This window comes from Actinomycetota bacterium (genome assembly GCA_030650795.1).
GTDB lineage: Bacteria > Actinomycetota > Actinomycetes > S36-B12 > S36-B12 > UBA11398.
The window spans coordinates 14,024-30,144 of the sequence record JAUSDJ010000028.1; the positions used below are offsets into that span (position 1 = coordinate 14,024).

At 52.8% G+C, this 16,121-nt stretch carries 16 protein-coding genes; 13 read left to right on the forward strand and 3 right to left on the reverse strand.

Going from position 1 to position 16,121, the window contains the following annotated elements:
- Positions 1 to 45: 45 nt before the first annotated feature.
- From Q7L55_09090 to Q7L55_09150, 13 genes are all read left to right on the forward strand, one after another.
- The gene (locus Q7L55_09090) at positions 46 to 315 is read left to right on the forward strand and encodes an XRE family transcriptional regulator (protein ID MDO8732707.1); all 270 of its coding nucleotides are present in this window, start codon (positions 46 to 48) and stop codon (positions 313 to 315) included.
- 86 nt (positions 316 to 401) lie between these two features.
- A complete protein-coding gene (locus Q7L55_09095; protein MDO8732708.1) occupies positions 402 to 1,655 on the forward strand; it encodes a hypothetical protein in 1,254 nt (417 codons plus the stop codon).
- A gap of 86 nt (positions 1,656 to 1,741) precedes the next feature.
- Positions 1,742 to 2,068, forward strand: coding sequence for a hypothetical protein (locus Q7L55_09100; GenBank protein ID MDO8732709.1), 327 nt, complete (start codon positions 1,742 to 1,744; stop codon positions 2,066 to 2,068).
- Positions 2,068 to 2,277 (forward strand): hypothetical protein, encoded by a 210-nt coding sequence (locus Q7L55_09105; protein MDO8732710.1) that lies wholly within the window; start codon positions 2,068 to 2,070, stop codon positions 2,275 to 2,277. The genes Q7L55_09100 and Q7L55_09105 overlap by 1 nt, the downstream gene beginning before the upstream one ends.
- Positions 2,278 to 2,288: 11 nt before the next feature.
- Positions 2,289 to 3,221: a toprim domain-containing protein gene (locus tag Q7L55_09110; GenBank protein MDO8732711.1), complete on the forward strand. Its 933-nt coding sequence runs from the start codon at positions 2,289 to 2,291 to the stop codon at positions 3,219 to 3,221.
- The gene (locus tag Q7L55_09115; GenBank protein ID MDO8732712.1) at positions 3,214 to 4,785 is read left to right on the forward strand and encodes a DUF3987 domain-containing protein; all 1,572 of its coding nucleotides are present in this window, start codon (positions 3,214 to 3,216) and stop codon (positions 4,783 to 4,785) included. Before Q7L55_09110 ends, Q7L55_09115 begins: the two co-directional genes overlap by 8 nt.
- Entirely contained in the window at positions 4,785 to 5,123 is a 339-nt protein-coding gene (locus Q7L55_09120; GenBank protein MDO8732713.1) for a hypothetical protein, read from the forward strand. The genes Q7L55_09115 and Q7L55_09120 overlap by 1 nt, the downstream gene beginning before the upstream one ends.
- Before the next feature lie 129 nt (positions 5,124 to 5,252).
- Complete coding sequence (locus Q7L55_09125) at positions 5,253 to 5,918, forward strand: hypothetical protein (protein ID MDO8732714.1); 666 nt, start codon at positions 5,253 to 5,255, stop codon at positions 5,916 to 5,918.
- A gap of 17 nt (positions 5,919 to 5,935) precedes the next feature.
- Positions 5,936 to 6,175 (forward strand): HGGxSTG domain-containing protein, encoded by a 240-nt coding sequence (locus tag Q7L55_09130; protein MDO8732715.1) that lies wholly within the window; start codon positions 5,936 to 5,938, stop codon positions 6,173 to 6,175.
- A 279-nt stretch (positions 6,176 to 6,454) separates the two neighbouring features.
- A complete protein-coding gene (locus Q7L55_09135; protein ID MDO8732716.1) occupies positions 6,455 to 6,733 on the forward strand; it encodes a hypothetical protein in 279 nt (92 codons plus the stop codon).
- A 20-nt stretch (positions 6,734 to 6,753) separates the two neighbouring features.
- A complete protein-coding gene (locus tag Q7L55_09140) occupies positions 6,754 to 8,148 on the forward strand; it encodes a hypothetical protein (GenBank protein ID MDO8732717.1) in 1,395 nt (464 codons plus the stop codon).
- 44 nt (positions 8,149 to 8,192) lie between these two features.
- Positions 8,193 to 8,852 carry a GIY-YIG nuclease family protein gene (locus Q7L55_09145; GenBank protein ID MDO8732718.1) on the forward strand — a complete coding sequence of 220 codons (660 nt, stop codon included), beginning with the start codon at positions 8,193 to 8,195 and terminating at the stop codon, positions 8,850 to 8,852.
- A gap of 380 nt (positions 8,853 to 9,232) precedes the next feature.
- Positions 9,233 to 9,862: a hypothetical protein gene (locus tag Q7L55_09150; protein ID MDO8732719.1), complete on the forward strand. Its 630-nt coding sequence runs from the start codon at positions 9,233 to 9,235 to the stop codon at positions 9,860 to 9,862.
- On the opposite strand, the gene Q7L55_09155 is transcribed toward Q7L55_09150, so the two are convergent.
- Genes Q7L55_09155 through Q7L55_09165 form a run of 3 tightly spaced genes read right to left on the reverse strand, consistent with a single transcriptional unit; the run spans position 9,848 to position 16,120 of the window.
- Complete coding sequence (locus tag Q7L55_09155) at positions 9,848 to 12,622, reverse strand: DEAD/DEAH box helicase family protein (protein MDO8732720.1); 2,775 nt, start codon at positions 12,620 to 12,622, stop codon at positions 9,848 to 9,850. The genes Q7L55_09150 and Q7L55_09155 overlap by 15 nt on opposite strands.
- Complete coding sequence (locus Q7L55_09160; protein ID MDO8732721.1) at positions 12,622 to 14,316, reverse strand: site-specific DNA-methyltransferase; 1,695 nt, start codon at positions 14,314 to 14,316, stop codon at positions 12,622 to 12,624. Before Q7L55_09160 ends, Q7L55_09155 begins: the two co-directional genes overlap by 1 nt.
- 10 nt (positions 14,317 to 14,326) lie before the next feature.
- Positions 14,327 to 16,120, reverse strand: a complete 1,794-nt coding sequence (locus tag Q7L55_09165) for an AIPR family protein (GenBank protein MDO8732722.1) — start codon at positions 16,118 to 16,120, stop codon at positions 14,327 to 14,329.
- Position 16,121: the final 1 nt, after the last annotated feature.

Consider the following 16,121-nt stretch of genomic DNA (forward strand, 5'->3'; position numbering starts at 1 on the left):
TGACCAGCATGTTTAACCCCCCGCAACCCGGCCTAAGCCGCCAGCATGAAGGCCCGGTCAGCTTTGATGATGGAATTGAGCGCGGCCATCCAGGAGCGTGATATGACCCAAGGCGCAGCCGCAGCCCTGTTTGGCGTGACACAGCCCCGCATATCTGACCTGATGCGCGGCAAGTTGAACCTGTTTTCGCTCGACACCTTGATCGACATGGCCGCCACGGCGGGCATGGCACCTATGGTCAAGGTCACCAAGCTTAAGGCGCCAGTCAGAAGGCGGACGTTGTCACGCAAATTGGATGCAGCCTATCAGTTTTGACTTAGCTAGGCTTAGCGGCTGAAAAGCGGGATGCCTTCACTCGTCTGCTGGGGCTTCTAATGAAATGACACCATGAAAGGGGTGGTATGAACGTCATTGTTTGGATTGAAGGCCGGGAGGCTATACCTCTTCGTGCGATTCCGTTCGTTACCACCTGGGAAGCAATGAGTCCGGATTGCTTAGCCCAGGCATTGGCAAGGGTTGAGGAGTTTTATCAATCTCTCGGGTTTCAAGCCTTTCGCAATCAAAGTAGACCCCCTAAGGCTATCGATAGTGCATGTTGGGTGGAAAACGTATGCGCCACGCTCAAGGTGTTAACTGACTCAATCAGTTCGGCAGAAATTTCGCAGAAATCTGGATTTCAAGAACGGATACGCGATTTGTCGAAGCAACTCCCCGCTGGTGTGTTTGTCAGAAAAAATGATTTTATTTCGCTGCACGACAAGTGCTATGGCTTTTATCGACGAGCTTTTACGGAAAGTGAGGTCGAGAGCATGACGGCGAAAGAACTTGGAAAAGAAGGAATTTTAAATTTTTCCCCGTCAATTTCAGACCTAGAGACACAACGTGCATTCATGGATGGTTTTGATGCATACAAGCCGTTAATTGACGTTGTCTTTGTGGACGAAGAGCACGAACAGACTGAGCTTGAAAAGTATCGGATGCTGTGGCGCGGAGTGCGATTTCACGAGGGTAAGGTGAGAGCAGATATTGAATCGCTTGAACTAAGCAGGGCTGCGACCGCTTCTGAGATGAATGAACGGAACAAAATGTTACCCGAACTGCGCGCCGAACTCGCGCAAATAATCAGACGCAAGGACATGCTTGCCTCGGGCGTGGACTCTAGCGTAAATCACGCTGCCGAGCAAAGATACATCATTGAGAAAATGAGCGAACGGCGTCCTGTGGATAATGCATTTGATGCGACTCAGCGAGCTGATGAAATTAGAGAAGCAAACGAGAAAATTGATGCACTTTTTGCGTCGAATACTCCCAACTCCCCGACTGTACAGAATGGGAACGCATTCGGTGGCGTGGAGCTATTGCCAGAGAACGAGCCAAGACGAAACACCGCTACCGTCCCAGAACTCAGCATGACAAAAGCGGCAATGATTGCCCAGCATAAGCACGAATGGCCAACTATTGTAGGCGATATGAGCAATGCCGTAGATAACAAGCTTGCTTCTGCCAAAGCTGGGAAAAGGCGTTGGAAAGAGGCTGATGCGATTGCGTGGGCGAAGGCTAATAACAAACTGATTTCCAATGCAAATCCTGCTGATTCGTTGCCACAAATAATGCATAACATGAGTACTTTACCCACTACTCGGCATAAACTGTAGGTCTAGTTCTCGTGACTTTCTCGTGACTTTGTCATGACTTACTCCTGAATTTCTCGGCTGCGCAGATGTGAACAGAATGAGTTTCCATGCATCGCAATTCCGCGGTGTTGCATCGCAAGCAAGCGGTGCTACTTGGAGCCCATTTCATGAAGACCGCAACCCAGACAAGCATCCAAGCGATGCGCGAGGCAACCGCCCCGCAACAGTTCATCGCGCCATATCCGCCACTTGAGAATGTCACCAAGCCTAATCTGACGACCGCAGAACTGGCTTTTTATTCCAACATGGCCGCGCAAACATGGAGGGTAAAAGCCTGTTACGAGACTTTTCCCGAGGGTCTGCGTCCTCTGCGAGTTTGTGGCAAATTGGCATGGCCTACTGCTGGCGCCAAGAAGTTGCTGGGGGTCGCGTAATGAAGCCCTACATTTATGCGCTGGCATTGGGCTTACTGCCTTATGCCTTCTCTACACATTTGGCAGTTCAGTTGGTTCAGCGTTTCGAGAGCCAAATTAGAAACGCCCAGCTCCACAAAAAAGAAGTACTGAACGATCAAGATGGCGTTAACTTTGCCGCGTCCTCTGGCAATCGTGGATCAGGTGCCGCCTCCTTGGATAACGTCTAAGGAGAGGCATCTTGATTCAATTCAACTCATTGACCGATTTCCTGGGAGCCATTCATCAAGCGCTTGGTTATTCGCCAAAAACCTTGGAACCTGGCAAGTTTCATCGCTTTGGTCCACACAAATCCGGCTGGGCAAAGTTGTTTGATGACTATGTCGGCGGCGTGTTTGGCTGTTTCCGTCAAGGCATCAGCAGTCATTGGACGGCGAAAATGCCGGCATCCCCTGCAGTACGTTTCGACTTGCAGCAACTTGTTCAACAAGCTCAGCAGGAACGCCTGGTCGAGCAGCGTTCACAGTGGGCGAAAAATGCACTTCGTAACGCCGAGTTGTGGGCCTGCTCGCAACGGGTGCAGTCGGGCGATCCAGTTGATCGTTACCTGGTAGCGCGTGAACTGGGCGACTGGGCAATCCCATCTTGCATCAGGCTACATCCGGGCCTGGCGTACTGGGAATGCGACGATGAAGGCGAATTCCACCATCTAGGCTCTTACCCCACTATGCTTGCAAAGCTGGTCGGTCGTGACGGCCAATTGCTTGCCATTCACCGAACATATCTGGGCGACGGCTGCAAAGCTGATGTTCCAACACCCAAAAAGCTGACCCCGGCAGCGGGTTTGCTGACTGGCGCATGCATTCCGCTGGCTGCGCACCGTGGTGGCGTCCTGGGCATTGCCGAGGGCATAGAAACCGCCGCCGCTGCTTCGCTGGGTTCTGGTTTGCCTGTGGTGGCCGCGTACTGCGCAAACGCTTTGAGCGGGTTCTACTGGCCGCGCGGTATCGAGCGCGTCGTTATTTTTGCCGACAACGACTCAACGGGCCAGCAGGCCGCCGCCGTCCTGGCGCAACGGGCCATCAAAGCCGGACTTACAACAAAAACATTAACGCCATCCAAACCCGACAGCGACTGGGCAGACGTTTATCAGGGGGGCAAAAGCCATGAATAACGATTTTCAAGTTCTGAAGGAAGCCGCTGAAGATGAATTGCCAGACAACCACCGCAATGCGCCGCGTCCTGATCATGCCTGCCTTTACGGGCTTGTCGGCAATGTAGCGCGTGCTGGTGGCGATGCGACCGAAGCTAATCCTTACGCAATCGCTGCAAACTTCATGGCTTTTATGAGCTGCGCTGTAGGGCGCGGACCTTATATGACCGTGGGCAACACCTGGCACCATGCGCGCCTGTTCATGCTACACATTGGCCGCTCTGGCCGTGGCCGCAAAGGGGATGCCACAACACTTATAAGCCGAATCGAGCGGGCACTGAAAGCGCTCAGCAAAGACACCACGCCTCAAGTGCACCGTGGTGGCTTATCAAGCCGTGAAGGCCTGGTGTACCTGATTCATGACGGCTACAAAGATGGCCAAACCGAAGTTGAAGCCATCCTGGACAAACGCCTGCTGGTGATCGAATCCGAGTTTGCCAACGTCCTGCAACAAGGCAAGCGCGATGGCAACACCTTGTCGGCAGCGCTACGCGACTGCTGGGACGGCGTGAGCATGAAGCCCGCCACGAAAAGCAGCCGCCTTTGGGCAACTGATCCGCATATCGCCATGATCGGCGCAGTGACACCTTCGGAACTGCTGTCCCTAATGGCTTCGCGGGACCTCACGAACGGCTTTGCCAACCGCTTCATGATGTTCTGGGCCGAGCGTACAAAGCTGCTGGCCTTCCCATGCACTACGCGTCAGGAGGAAGTTGACGCCCTGGCTGTACGCGTACATGAAGTCCTGACGTTCTGCAAGGCCGAGCGCTGGGCAGAAAAAGACCATATGCGCGTGGAGTTGTCGCCAGAGGCCATCAAACGTTACGAAAAGCTCTATCACGGCGAATTGAACGACAACTCAGCGGGCGAGCGTATCACCGCCCTGATCGAGCGCCGCGCCCCCATGCTGCTACGTATAGCGATGTTGTTCGCGCTGTGCGACTTGACCACCACCGTGGAAGTTCATCACGTCAATGCTGCGCTGGCCTGGGTTCGCTACAGCGTGGACAGTATCAAGTTCATTTTTGGCAACGCAGCCGACGAGGTGGCCATGGAAGAAACCAACGACACGGCGCAAAAGATCATCAGCTACCTGACTGATACAAAGAAGGCGACTCGCAAAGACTTAACGGCAAGCTGCTTTCAAGGGCACACATCAAAAATCCGGATTGACGCTGCACTTGATGAGCTTCTTTCGAGTAACCCGCCCCGCATCAAAGTTGAATCAATACCGCGTCCGAAAGGTTCACCGGGCAGCGCGACAAAGATTTATCGTTTGACTGGTGCGAACTCTGCGAACTCTGCGAATAGTGAGTATCCACGCGGGTTAGCGGACGTTATTTCAGAAAGCGAACTCTGCGAACCTTGCGAACTCAGCCCGACAACCATAGCAACAGTTCGCACAGTTAGCACAGTTCGTAAACCTGAAAATCAGGCGCAAACCCTTGTGAATGCTGATAGTTCGCACAGTTCGCACAGTTCGCAAGCCGAAATCGACAGTATTGAAGATCAAGTGTGGATTTAATGGCTACAGTTCAAACCATCATTGAAAGTCTGCACAAGGCTGGAGTGACGGTCACCCCAGAGGCGGATGGTCGCTTATTAGTCAAACCGGCCAGTCATCTGACTGATGAGCTGCGCTCACTCGTTCGACAGCACAAGGTTGAATTGCTCAGCTGGCTCACATCAGAGCCAGAAAACGCTCCGGAGCCAATTGCTGATCCAGCAGCCTGGCGCGAACTGGCCACTGCCTACCACGTCCATCACTTTAGTTGTCATGTTTGTATCGCCGCAGGTCGGAGTAGTCGCTTTGGCTTGCGTTGCGGTGTGGGTGCCGCACTTTGGTACGCCTACAACCAATAAAGCACTCTCGCCTAACTACCAAGCATGCCATGAACGTAACCCACACCCAAAACTCAGAATGCCAGGCCAAGCATACGTTGACGGCTGGCTCCAACTTGCTACTTGAGCAATCAGAATAAGGGAAAATTGATGAACAAGACCATGAAAGAGGTTACCAAGTTGCAGCAAGAGGCGCTCCTGGATAAGAAAATTGTCGCAATGCAGGAGGCTTCGGACGATCCCATGGCCCTTATAGATAGTCAAATCGCTGCGCAGTTCAGTGATGTCGCAGCCCAGCAAGCGACTGAACTTTGCACTGTACCGAGCATCCGGGCCGGGGAGGTGATCCCGAGCGAATCAGAACGAACCGATGGGAAAGGTGGCTTTGCGATACGCAACACCCTGGCCAGTCCGGATGTTGCAGCCATCCAGGCCAGTATGGACCGCACCGATTTGCTCACCCAGGGCGGCATTGATGTATTGGCGCTGGGCGTTGATGCGGCCCAGTCCGCCAACTGTGCAAATAGTCTGGAAAAAATGCTGGTCCATCAAATGGCATTGACACACCAGACGGCTTTCAAAGTCATTGATCAGGCCATGCAAAAGCGTGACAGTGTGGAAATGGCACGTCTTCTCAATTCCGGTGCGCGCATGATGACCGTCTATCAGCAAGGGATGCAGACCTTGCATCGCATCAAAACCGGTGGCAATCAAACGGTCACGGTCCAGCATGTCACCGTCAATGGCGGCCAGACGGTGGTGGCAGGCTCTCTGCAGTCCGGGGGGATGCCTTCGTTGCCGGGGGTGAAAAAGTGAAACACGGGAACAACCCCATGCAACTGGCCGAAGCACCGCGTTGCGGGGCGAAAACACGCTCAGGAGCACCTTGTGAAGCCCCAGCTGTCCATGGAAAACTGCGATGCCGGATGCATGGTGGCAACAGCCCTGGCGCACCCAAGGGCAACAAGAATGCCTACAAACATGGCTTGTATGCTGCTGGAAGTGTGGAGCTGAAAAAGGAACTTAATTCAGCCATGAGGAGACTGAAGCTTCTTATGACTCTGTTTGATTAGTTGATGAAAAATTGCAGGGAACTTGTTTGGCTATCTGTGCTTGTCTGGGACTTCCGCATCGACAGTCCGTCCATTGAGATGAATTAGCCGGGTGTTCGTAGTCACGAATCAGGCCAAAGTTGAAATTGGATGCTGAAATTTCCCGAAAAAATATACTGATTTCCCGAAAATATTGGCATACTTCCCAAAACCGCTACTTTTTATGACTCAATCGGGTGTTGTCGCGTGATCCGGTATTCAGCAAAATTAGATCCATGTTCAGCAACAAGGAGATCAGCAATGAATACGATGACAAAGCATGCAGTTACCCGTTGCCAGCAACGCGGTGTTCCTCAATTGATCATTGACTGGCTAGAGAGCTACGGCGCCAGGTCGCATGACAAGCATGGAGCAGAACTTCTCTGGTTTGATAAGTGCAGTCGAAAACAATTGCAGCGAGATGTAGGATCGCAGATCGTAGATCGGATGGGAGACTTGCTTGATGCCTATATGGTTCTTGCAGACAATGGAAATATCGTGACAGTGGGATGGCGCACCAAACGCGTCACTCGCCACTGATCTGCCTGGAAGGAACGATCATGACAAATCAAGAATCCGGCTCAAAGAGCTCAGGCGAGGCAAGGGCGAGAGACTTGGCCCAACAAGCTATTCACAAGGCACAATTAGCCCATAAATGGAAGTCTGCAAGTGGCCGGGACGCCTGGAGCGAGATACACCGGGCTGCGTATGGCGATGGCAAAGGTGGACACTCCAGGAAGTTGACGCATGATGAAGCTGCTGTGATAGCCAGCCGTCTGCACAGTCGGTTAGTGGACGACCAGCCACAATTGAAAGCCTTGGGTGTGAGCAAGACCGAGCTGTGTAGAAAAGCATTTGGGGATACTGACTCGAAGGAGCTGTATCGCCTCACATTACCGCCTGGCACGAATTCTCACAAACGATCCCTCCGTTTGGATGCGGACAAGTACATTCGGTTAATTGAAACGCTGGCCTATTATTTGGGCAGCAGCGCAAGTGTTATTGGCGAACCGCTCTTGGCTGGGACGCGCTTGACTCCACTTAGTCGAACCGAGAATGAATTTTCAGAGTTGGATGCAATTCATGTAGCTTTACAGCATATTGTTGATGATCTTGATCGTGAGTTTGGATTGTTTGAGACCTATCGTCAGACAGCCAAACTCAAGTGCAAGGGTGTAGTAGAAGGTGATAAATGTTGCTGGCCACTTTATACACCGTATGCGATGGATGAACAAGAATTAAATTATGAAAAACAGGATGACTATTCAAAAGAATATGCAATCGCCACTGATCTGAACCAGGCCTTCATCCGGCGGAACCATTTTTATCGCACACATATGTATAGTTGGTTTCTCTATGGTTTTGAGACAGGGGCGTTGCAAAATGACGACTTTTTCTATGTGCCGCATGCACCCCTCGGACATTTGCTTTTATGGGACTTGCCTGATCCCAAATTGAATCGCGCAGCTTATTTTCAGGCTGTTGACGAGCAAGTATTCAAACTCAAAAATGCAAATACCGACTCCCTTCCAATACCAAAAGACGAGTGGAATCCTGAAAAGAAAAACCCATTTGGCCAGACTATGCAGCGCGGTGCTCCAAATGAATTTCTCCAGGATCACTTCTGGCTCATAGCTTATCCGCACCCAGAAGGCAAGCGCTTGGTTCCAACCTTGTACCAACCAGGAGGAGAAGGAGGGGCATACCTTCTGCCACTCGATTTAGAAGGGTTGGAAATGCTGGCAGATGTAGTTTGGGTTTCTCCTACAAGCCATTGCAACGCATTACAGCGGATCCAACAACTTCTGGCGGATCAGGATGCGAATGGCCAAAATTCAATTGAACGTGGGATGCGTCGTACATCTGTCTGGCTAGCCGAAAACCCGATTCTCAAGAAAGAAGCAGAGCGTCAAGAGGTCAGCCGCCGGGTGGATGGACTAGCCCGTCGGCGGTAGGCCATCAAGCAGCAACTTGTTTCATACTCAACCGGAGTACAACCATGGCCCAAAGCAACTTTTTCCGTCTAAGCTACGACACATCCAAACAACTCGATGAATGGTCTCAAGCGCGTCGTTTACCAGATCACTCACATGAACTGGCCGCCAAAGTCAGAGTCGGTAACTGCGTTCTGGCGGCGAGATACAACGCCGCATTTGGAATTGGCGAAGTGCGCGCAGTCGGACTTGTAGTCAAGCTGGGCCAGGCAATGGAAATAGATTGGCGCAGCGCCCGATTTGATCTGCATCCGAGCACTCAGGGCCAGAGATTCTGGCAGCAGAATCACTTTAACTTCGATGCCGGTGTTGCCGGTCGATATGAACTTGAGCGTCGCTGCGTCGAACTGTTCCCAGACCTACTGGTTGGAAAAAGTTCAGGCACTCAGTTGATACAGCCTCAGAGAGCAGGCCATATCTATGTCATCAAATCACCGCATGGATACAAAATTGGCAAATCAAAACGGCTCCACGATCGGACACGCCTTTTTGGCGTCAAGCTCCCTTTTCCGATCGAAGTTCTGATGACTGGCTGGTTCGATGATTATTCGGCTGCAGAGCTTCGTTTGCATCGGCGCTTTGCTCACAAGCGCCTTGAAGGCGAATGGTTTGATCTGAGCGCATCTGACTTGGCTGCTTTACAAGTCGAACTTGGAAGCAAGTGATGTGGAAAGTAAGCGGGCCGGCCGACAAAACCCATCCTCATCGCAATTGTGGGCTCTGAGAGCAAACCAGAAATTTCTTTGGTCTAAGTTGGACGCAACTTTATTCAAGGATTGACTAGAAAAGGAATCATCATGATTGTGCAACTAATTAAGGCACTTCTCCTGCTGCTAGCGCTTGTATTCATCATAAGGGTTGATGACAGACTCAAAAGAACAAACGTAGACATGCCTCAACCACCACCAGAAAATCTGTCCCGATCGAACTCTGCGGGGGTGCCGGCGGTGCCCGGACCAGGACCAGGACCAGGACCAGCACGTTAGTCTCCGGCGGAGGACGCCCATTTATTGGGCTGAATGCATAATTTTTATGGAGGTTAGCGATGACAATACAGAATCGAGTGGATCCGTGGGGGTGTCTGCGTGCCGTCAATGCACGCGGCTCCCTGCTTGGTAATCGCGGCATGCTTCACAACGACCAGCAACAGATTGTTCGCGATTGGCAACGTAAACCATGGGTTACCTGTGCGCTAGAGTTTCAAGGGCGTAAGCGCGAAGTATTCGGTCGAACCACCTACTCCGAGTTGTTTTTCCTTGATGAAGCAACCGCCTTTGCAGCAGGGCATCGACCCTGTGCATCCTGTAGACGCGAGAGATATGATGAGTTCAAAGCCAGTTGGCTGACCGCTAATGACAAACGATTTTCGGTATCGAATCCATCAATTAGCGAAATCGATAAAGTGCTTCATGGCGAGCGCATTGATCCAAACGGTGCGAAAGTCACTTTTCTAGCGCCGCTGTCCAGTCTGCCGTTGGGTACAGTGGTGGATATTAACCGTGAGGCGTTTCTTGTCTGGCACCAGGGGCTCAAGCGTTGGTCCTTTGCAGGCTATTCAGACCTTCAGATGCAACCCGCATTGTCAACTTTGGTACGAGTTCTGACGCCTGAATCCGTTGTTCGCACCTTTTCGGATGGCTTCCTTCCAGTGGTTCATTCATCAGCCAACGGATGACTTGTCGAATTGTGAGAGTTTAGAAGCTGATTTAATCACAAAACGAGAAAAATCATGAAATCGCTTTGACTCCACTACTTCGTCATGGGGTATGAGAACGTATTTCCACGCCTTTGTTCCGACTTCAATTGCGTGTGCCGATGCGTGCTTGCACCAACGAGCTGCAGAAGCGGCTTTGGCCTGAACCTCTTGAGTATTGACGTCCGTGCGCGCCTTGGTTTCAACCATGTAGATGGTCGTATCTGTCTCGGCGACAAAGTCAGGGATGTACTCCGGCTGCTCCGTGCCCAGCTTGTAATAGATTTGGAACTGTCCCTTGGCGGGTTTGAACCACTTCAAGGCATCACGCTCCAGGATGATGGAAAAGCGGCGCTCGGTGTCAGAGTCAAATTTCTGCAGCGGATACAGGCACCGCGAAAAACCGCCGAATAGCATCTGCTTGATACGCCCGGTCTCGGTAAGCGTTTCACGGAAATGGTGCGCCGTCTGTCCTGCCGTGGCTGTGTAGTTGCAGGGCTTCAGTTCGGTAAAGCCTCGACTAACCTGTACTTCGTACTCGGTCGCTTCTTCCCAAAAGTGCGCCATCATCTGCGCGTGAATCTCGCGGGCGATCAGGCGGCGATCCCGATCCAGCACGCTGCGCGCTTCAATCTCGGACAGATACCCCAGCAGATGCTGAACCATTTGCCCCGCTAGTTCGTACAGCAGATCGGCATGGGTGAAGTAGTCGATGTCATCAAAGTCCACCAGTGCGTGGACGATGTAGTCCTCTGGCCGTTGCTCTTTAAGGCCAACCTCGGATGCCAGCGTGTCCTGCTCGTTGGTGTGCAGGTTGTGAATGATGATCTCGCGCTCGCCCGGCTGCAGGTGCAACTGGGCCACATCGAGCTTGAACGGATGAAAGCCCGTGGTGACTTCGCCGGTCGGCACCACGGCGATGCGGGGAATGTCGATGGTCTGCTGAACGACAATCTCCGTCGTTTTTGCCACCACGGCTGACAGATCAAGCTTCGGTTGCCCGTCATCGACGCTCGCCAACAAGTTGCCTTGTATCGGCTTCAAGCGCTCGGTGACTTCGGCCAGGATGGCTGATTGAACCTCGGGGGTGAGCAGTGCGCTGCTGGTAGGAACTAGATCACGTCTGACTTCGTACTTTCCAATTACTTCCATCACGACGCGAGCCGCCTGCCGTTCCGCGTCTGTGGTGAAGACAGGGGCAGATGCCGGGGCCGTCGGAGCCGTACCGGCGTTCGTCGGAGCATCGGCCACGACGGGCGCATCGGTCAGGCCCAGCCGCGTCATTGCGCCCGAACCAACTTGCACGCTGACCTTTTTGTCGTCAGCGCTTGGCGCATCGAGGATGACTTGCTTCAGACGAATGGGCGAGTCGCCACGGTTCGCCTCGTCGATGATCTCCTGAAACTTGTCGTGTGCGACGATGTTCAGGCGATCCACAGCTGCCACACCTGTTCGTTTTCCATAAGGTAGACGCAGACCACGACCGATAGACTGCTCGATCAGCGTGCGGGCGTTGGCGGCACGCAGCGGCACGATGGTGTAGAGGTTGGTCACGTCCCAGCCTTCCTTGAGCATATTGACGTGGATCACGATCTCGGTTGGTTCGTCCACGCTTTCTACGGCCAGCAGGCGCGTGATCATCTCTTCCTCTTCCACGCCAGTGCGGCTGGAGTCGACCTGAATCACCTTGCCTTGATAACGTCCTTCGTAGAAGGCTTCTGATTCCAGAAGCGCCAAAAGTTGCCCAGCGTGGGTGGTATCACGCGCAATCACCAGCATGAAGGGCTTCACCACCTTGACACCGTTCTCTCGGGCATAGGTCAGCAATTCGACCTTGGTGGTCTCGTGCAGGCGCACTCCATCCTCCAGCTTGACCTTTTCAATCTCCTCTGGCGTGTGTGCCTTGGCGTCGAAGTTACGCTGGGTAACGGCGGCAGGCTCTTTGACAAAACCATCTTCCATTGCCCGTGCCAACGGATAGTCCATCACCACGTTCTTGAACGGCACCGGCCCACGCGTCGATTCAACGAAGGGCGTTGCGGTGACCTCCAGCCCGAACAGGGGTTTCAAATCGTTGATAGAGCGCACCCCAGCGCTGGCACGGTACCGGTGCGATTCGTCCATCAACAACACGAGATCTGACAGGTTTGCCAGATGATTGAAGTAGCTGTCTCCCAGCACTTCTTTCATCCGCTTAATGCGCGGTTCCTTGCCGCCCCGCACCTCGGAGTTGATCTTGGAAATATTGAAAATATTGATGCGCACGTCGTGGGCGAAGCCCATCGATTGGTCTTGAACGACTGCACCAGTCTGGTCATAGTTGTCGCCTGTGATGATCAGCGGGGACTGCTGCGCAAACTCGGCTATGCCCTTGAATACGTACTTCGGCGTGTTGCGCGTGAAGTCAGCGATCAACTTGTTGTAGATCGTCAGGTTGGGTGCCAGCACGAAGAAATTGTTGATGCCGTGTGCTAGATGCAGGTAGGCGATAAACGCCCCCATCAACCGGGTTTTGCCGACGCCAGTGGCAAGCGCAAAGCACAACGACGGAAATTCCCGCTCGAAGTCTTCCAGAGCGGGGAACTCGGCCTTAAGCGTTGACAGGATGGCCGAGACATCACGCTCGTGTCCCAGCAACTCAGGTGCGGCTTCGAGCGCGTGCACCAGTTTCACGAGAGATTCCGCCTGGGGCGGACGAAGAGACAATCGACCGGTGACAGCATTCAGGACGCGTGCATTCATTATTCATTCTCCCCAAACAGTCCGCCCTGTCCGGGTGCGACTTTCTTGTTTTTCGATGACTTGCTATTCGCCGCAGCAATGGGATCTGACTTCTCAATCTTGGCCATCGGCAAATTGGCCACGTTCAGGCTGTAGTCGTCGTGGCCCCATTCGCACCGGGACAACACCATCTTGGGGATTTTCTTCAGCGTCAAATTCGGCCAGCGTTCTGATGCCTTGGCTGCGGTCACACCATGAAACGCTGCACAACACACCAAAAGGCTTTGGTCGCTGCCTACCTCATCCGAGAGAGCCTGCAATTGTTCGGCTGCGAGGTTCTGTGTGGTGACGTAGATGAAGTCGCGCTCGCTCGAATGCCCGTGTCGCCACCATTGGACTTCGGACGGGGCATAGGTGAATCCTTCGAGCTTACAAAGGGCCTCTGCTAGATGCGCAGCGTTGTACTCTGGATTTACCACCGAATTCCCCCAACGATCATTTACGACCAGTGAAGGTGCGAGTCTGTAGTATTGAAATCCTCCTCCGCCTTGCCAATTCACCGCATTGCTGACACCACCCTGATCCTCTCCGTCAATGATTTTCCTAAGGCGCGGAACAATATATGTGTCGCAATGGTTCCCGAGTTCCACCATGATCCAGCGACGCCCCATCTTGTGGGCAACCGCCCCAGTTGTTCCAGAACCAGCGAACGAATCGAGAACGATGTCTCCAGGATTCGTCGCGATAGTAATTACTTGACTGAGAAGCCTCTCCGGCTTTGGCGTATCAAATGGAATTTCGCCAGGAAACAAAGCTTGAATTTCTCTCTTGGCTTCTTGTGAGTGCCCGACTTCTGTATGCGACCACCATGTCCGTGGGACTAACCCCTCCTGAACCTCACTGAGGAAAAGTTTAACTGCTGGATTGTTGTCGCCCTTTTCTCCAAACAGGATTCGCCCCTCGTTTACCATTTTCCAAAATTGATCCTCCAGCATCCGCCAATGGCTACCCTTAGGAGGGCTTACCTTCCTCCCTGATGGCGTCGTTATGGTGTACATCAGCCCATCGTGCCGCTCCCCTGCGGCAAAAATGGGTCCTAAACGCCAAGGGCCTCGGGAATCATTGTCTGGATTCTTGTATTTGCTTGCGCTTTCCTCGCCTCGAGGAAGAAGATTGCGTACTTTCTTCCAATCCTGCCCCATAGGTGAATAAAGGAGGATGTAGTTGTGTGCGGGAGAAATCGCGGCTGCATTACTTCTACCGTAGAAGTTTTCCCAAACCATTGAGGCGACAAATGCGTTACGACCAAATACTTCGTCACACAGCACCTTTAGGTAATGTCCCTCGTTGTCATCAATCGCAATCCAAAGTGAGCCGTCAGGTGCCAAAAGTCGGCGAATAATTTCCAAGCGGTCTCGTATCAAACCCAACCAAATCGAATGCTCGACACCATCGTCGTAGTGCTCAAATGCACTTCCTGTGTTGTACGGTGGATCAATGAATACACATTTCACCTTACCCGTGAGCTCCTGCTCCAAGGCTTTGAGCGCCAACAGGTTATCCCCGAAAATAAGTCGGTTATCGAAGATGTCGTTGTTCGATACTCGATGCTTTGCGTGGTGGGACTTCTCCGGATCTGCGAGCAAAATGCGGGGCTCTAGCTTGGGCCGCTTCTCCTTGCCAATCCAAGTGAGTTCTAGTTTTTGTTTGTTCATGGCATTGCTCTCATAGTTGCTGCGCGCGGCTCGCCAGATAATCAATCAAGCGCTTTCTTGGGTAGGCATCCGCTGCGCTGTGAATATTTCGTAGCGGCGCTACCGCTGGGTCGGCGGCCAGCACGTAGTGTTTTTCCATCAAGTCGGCGAGGTAGGACGCAACGTGTCCCTGGTTGCGGAAGTAGGCCAACGGCCCCTCAAACTTCAGGTGATCCTTGGCAAGGTCAAATGCCTCTTGTCGGAGCTGATCCAGCGGCTGACTGATCAACGCAGGGATCGTGGCGGCATCGATTACCGCCGCCGCACCAATGCGATTCCGCAGCCGCTTCATCATTGCGGCCGTGATGACATGGGTGCCGTGGCGGTAGATCAATCGCTCCTGGCTCTTCGCCGATGCTTTTTGTTCGTTGTCCAGCACCATAGATCGGATCGCGCGATAGCTCAGGACGGCGTTGATCAGCGTCGCGCCAGTCAGTTCCGGCGAGAACAATGTCTGATATTCAGCGGACTCCGGATTTGCCAGTCGTGCTGGTTCACTTTTCAGCCAAACCGGATAGCGCGGGTCGTTCTGCAGCAGCGCCAATGCACGCAAGGCCTCGTCGAGCGTAATTGCCTTGATTCCTTTCGTGGCTGCGATTTCAGGTCGATAGTGATACTCAAAATCAAAGTGCGCGACCTCTTGGCGCAGTCGCTCCTGGTTCTCGTCTAAGGATGCGAAGTTCGCGGTCTGGACTGGGTTCTGGTGGTTACGGGCCTTGGTGACTTGTTTTCCAAACAGGCCTTCTGCCGGTGCCTTGATCAGTGTGAGCATGACCCGGGCATCGTCAATGCTCTTGCCCGGATGCTGGCGCACAAACTCGGCGGCAGAGGCCACTGTCTGTGCGCCATTGATGATTGACAGGCCGCGCAGCTTGAGTTTTTTGACGCCGTTTTTGCTCGCCTTCGGCTCAATCAGATCGCAGACAGCCGTGACGCCGTTATTGAGGTAGAAAAAGTCTTTGGGTTTATCGTTCAATGTCGCCATAATGGCTTTATTGACATCAGACTTGGTGCTACCGAGGAAGTAGCGGATATTGCGCTCGTAAAGCGCTTTGCCGTGGGTTCGATGCAGCGCCACCAAATCAGACAAACGAACCACACCGTAGTAAGTGATACGGGGAGTCTCAATTTTCTCGTGCTTGTGAAGCGCAATTTCTGCATTCACCGGTTTATAAGCCTGCTCTGCCAGCAGATCGCGAGTGATTTCTACTGCTGAGTAGATCTGTACCGACTGGACCAAGCGTTCCTCGTCGAGGTCTTCATCGTCGATCAAGGCTTGAAGTGCGTCGTTGGCAGTTTTGGAGATTCCATCGCCGGTGTAAAGCACAACCAAATGGATGTGGCTACACGCATCTAGGGCGCGCTCGATTTCTGCTCGTCGATTCTGAACGTTGACGTTGAAGGCCGCGAAGTCCTGTTTCAGCAGAAGTCGCACGCCTTCACAAAATGGAAGTGCATCCTCTTGTTTGAACTGTTCCGATTCCTTTAGCTTGGTTTGCAACAGGTAGAGCGATTCCGACTTCTCGTCGTAGTAGATAGCGTCGATACCTTTATCCTGAAAGTCATCCACGACGGATGCAGCGGCAGCTTGCGGAGTGATGTCGAGCAGCTTGTGCAATGCGAAGGCGCTGAAGGCCCGCGATAGCTGCTTAGCTGTTTGGTCGGTTGCACTTCCTGTTCCAAGAAGAGGAGGAAGGAATGGTACAAAACGATCTTTCAGCACCTGCTTCAAGATGATCAAGTAGTGGGATTGAATTGCGGGCATG

Bases quoted from the DNA above. Each gene is read 5' to 3' on its own strand.
- Q7L55_09090 (MDO8732707.1), top strand. From the start codon at position 46: ATGAAGGCCCGGTCAGCTTTGATGATGGAATTGAGCGCGGCCATCCAG.
- Q7L55_09095 (MDO8732708.1), top strand. From the start codon at position 402: ATGAACGTCATTGTTTGGATTGAAGGCCGGGAGGCTATACCTCTTCGT.
- Q7L55_09100 (MDO8732709.1), top strand. From the start codon at position 1,742: ATGCATCGCAATTCCGCGGTGTTGCATCGCAAGCAAGCGGTGCTACTT.
- Q7L55_09105 (MDO8732710.1), top strand. From the start codon at position 2,068: ATGAAGCCCTACATTTATGCGCTGGCATTGGGCTTACTGCCTTATGCC.
- Q7L55_09115 (MDO8732712.1), top strand. From the start codon at position 3,214: ATGAATAACGATTTTCAAGTTCTGAAGGAAGCCGCTGAAGATGAATTG.
- Q7L55_09120 (MDO8732713.1), top strand. From the start codon at position 4,785: ATGGCTACAGTTCAAACCATCATTGAAAGTCTGCACAAGGCTGGAGTG.
- Q7L55_09125 (MDO8732714.1), top strand. From the start codon at position 5,253: ATGAACAAGACCATGAAAGAGGTTACCAAGTTGCAGCAAGAGGCGCTC.
- Q7L55_09130 (MDO8732715.1), top strand. From the start codon at position 5,936: ATGCAACTGGCCGAAGCACCGCGTTGCGGGGCGAAAACACGCTCAGGA.
- Q7L55_09135 (MDO8732716.1), top strand. From the start codon at position 6,455: ATGAATACGATGACAAAGCATGCAGTTACCCGTTGCCAGCAACGCGGT.
- Q7L55_09140 (MDO8732717.1), top strand. From the start codon at position 6,754: ATGACAAATCAAGAATCCGGCTCAAAGAGCTCAGGCGAGGCAAGGGCG.
- Q7L55_09145 (MDO8732718.1), top strand. From the start codon at position 8,193: ATGGCCCAAAGCAACTTTTTCCGTCTAAGCTACGACACATCCAAACAA.
- Q7L55_09150 (MDO8732719.1), top strand. From the start codon at position 9,233: ATGACAATACAGAATCGAGTGGATCCGTGGGGGTGTCTGCGTGCCGTC.
- Q7L55_09155 (MDO8732720.1), bottom strand. From the start codon at position 12,622: ATGAATGCACGCGTCCTGAATGCTGTCACCGGTCGATTGTCTCTTCGT.
- Q7L55_09160 (MDO8732721.1), bottom strand. From the start codon at position 14,316: ATGAACAAACAAAAACTAGAACTCACTTGGATTGGCAAGGAGAAGCGG.
- Q7L55_09165 (MDO8732722.1), bottom strand. From the start codon at position 16,120: ATGCCCGCAATTCAATCCCACTACTTGATCATCTTGAAGCAGGTGCTG.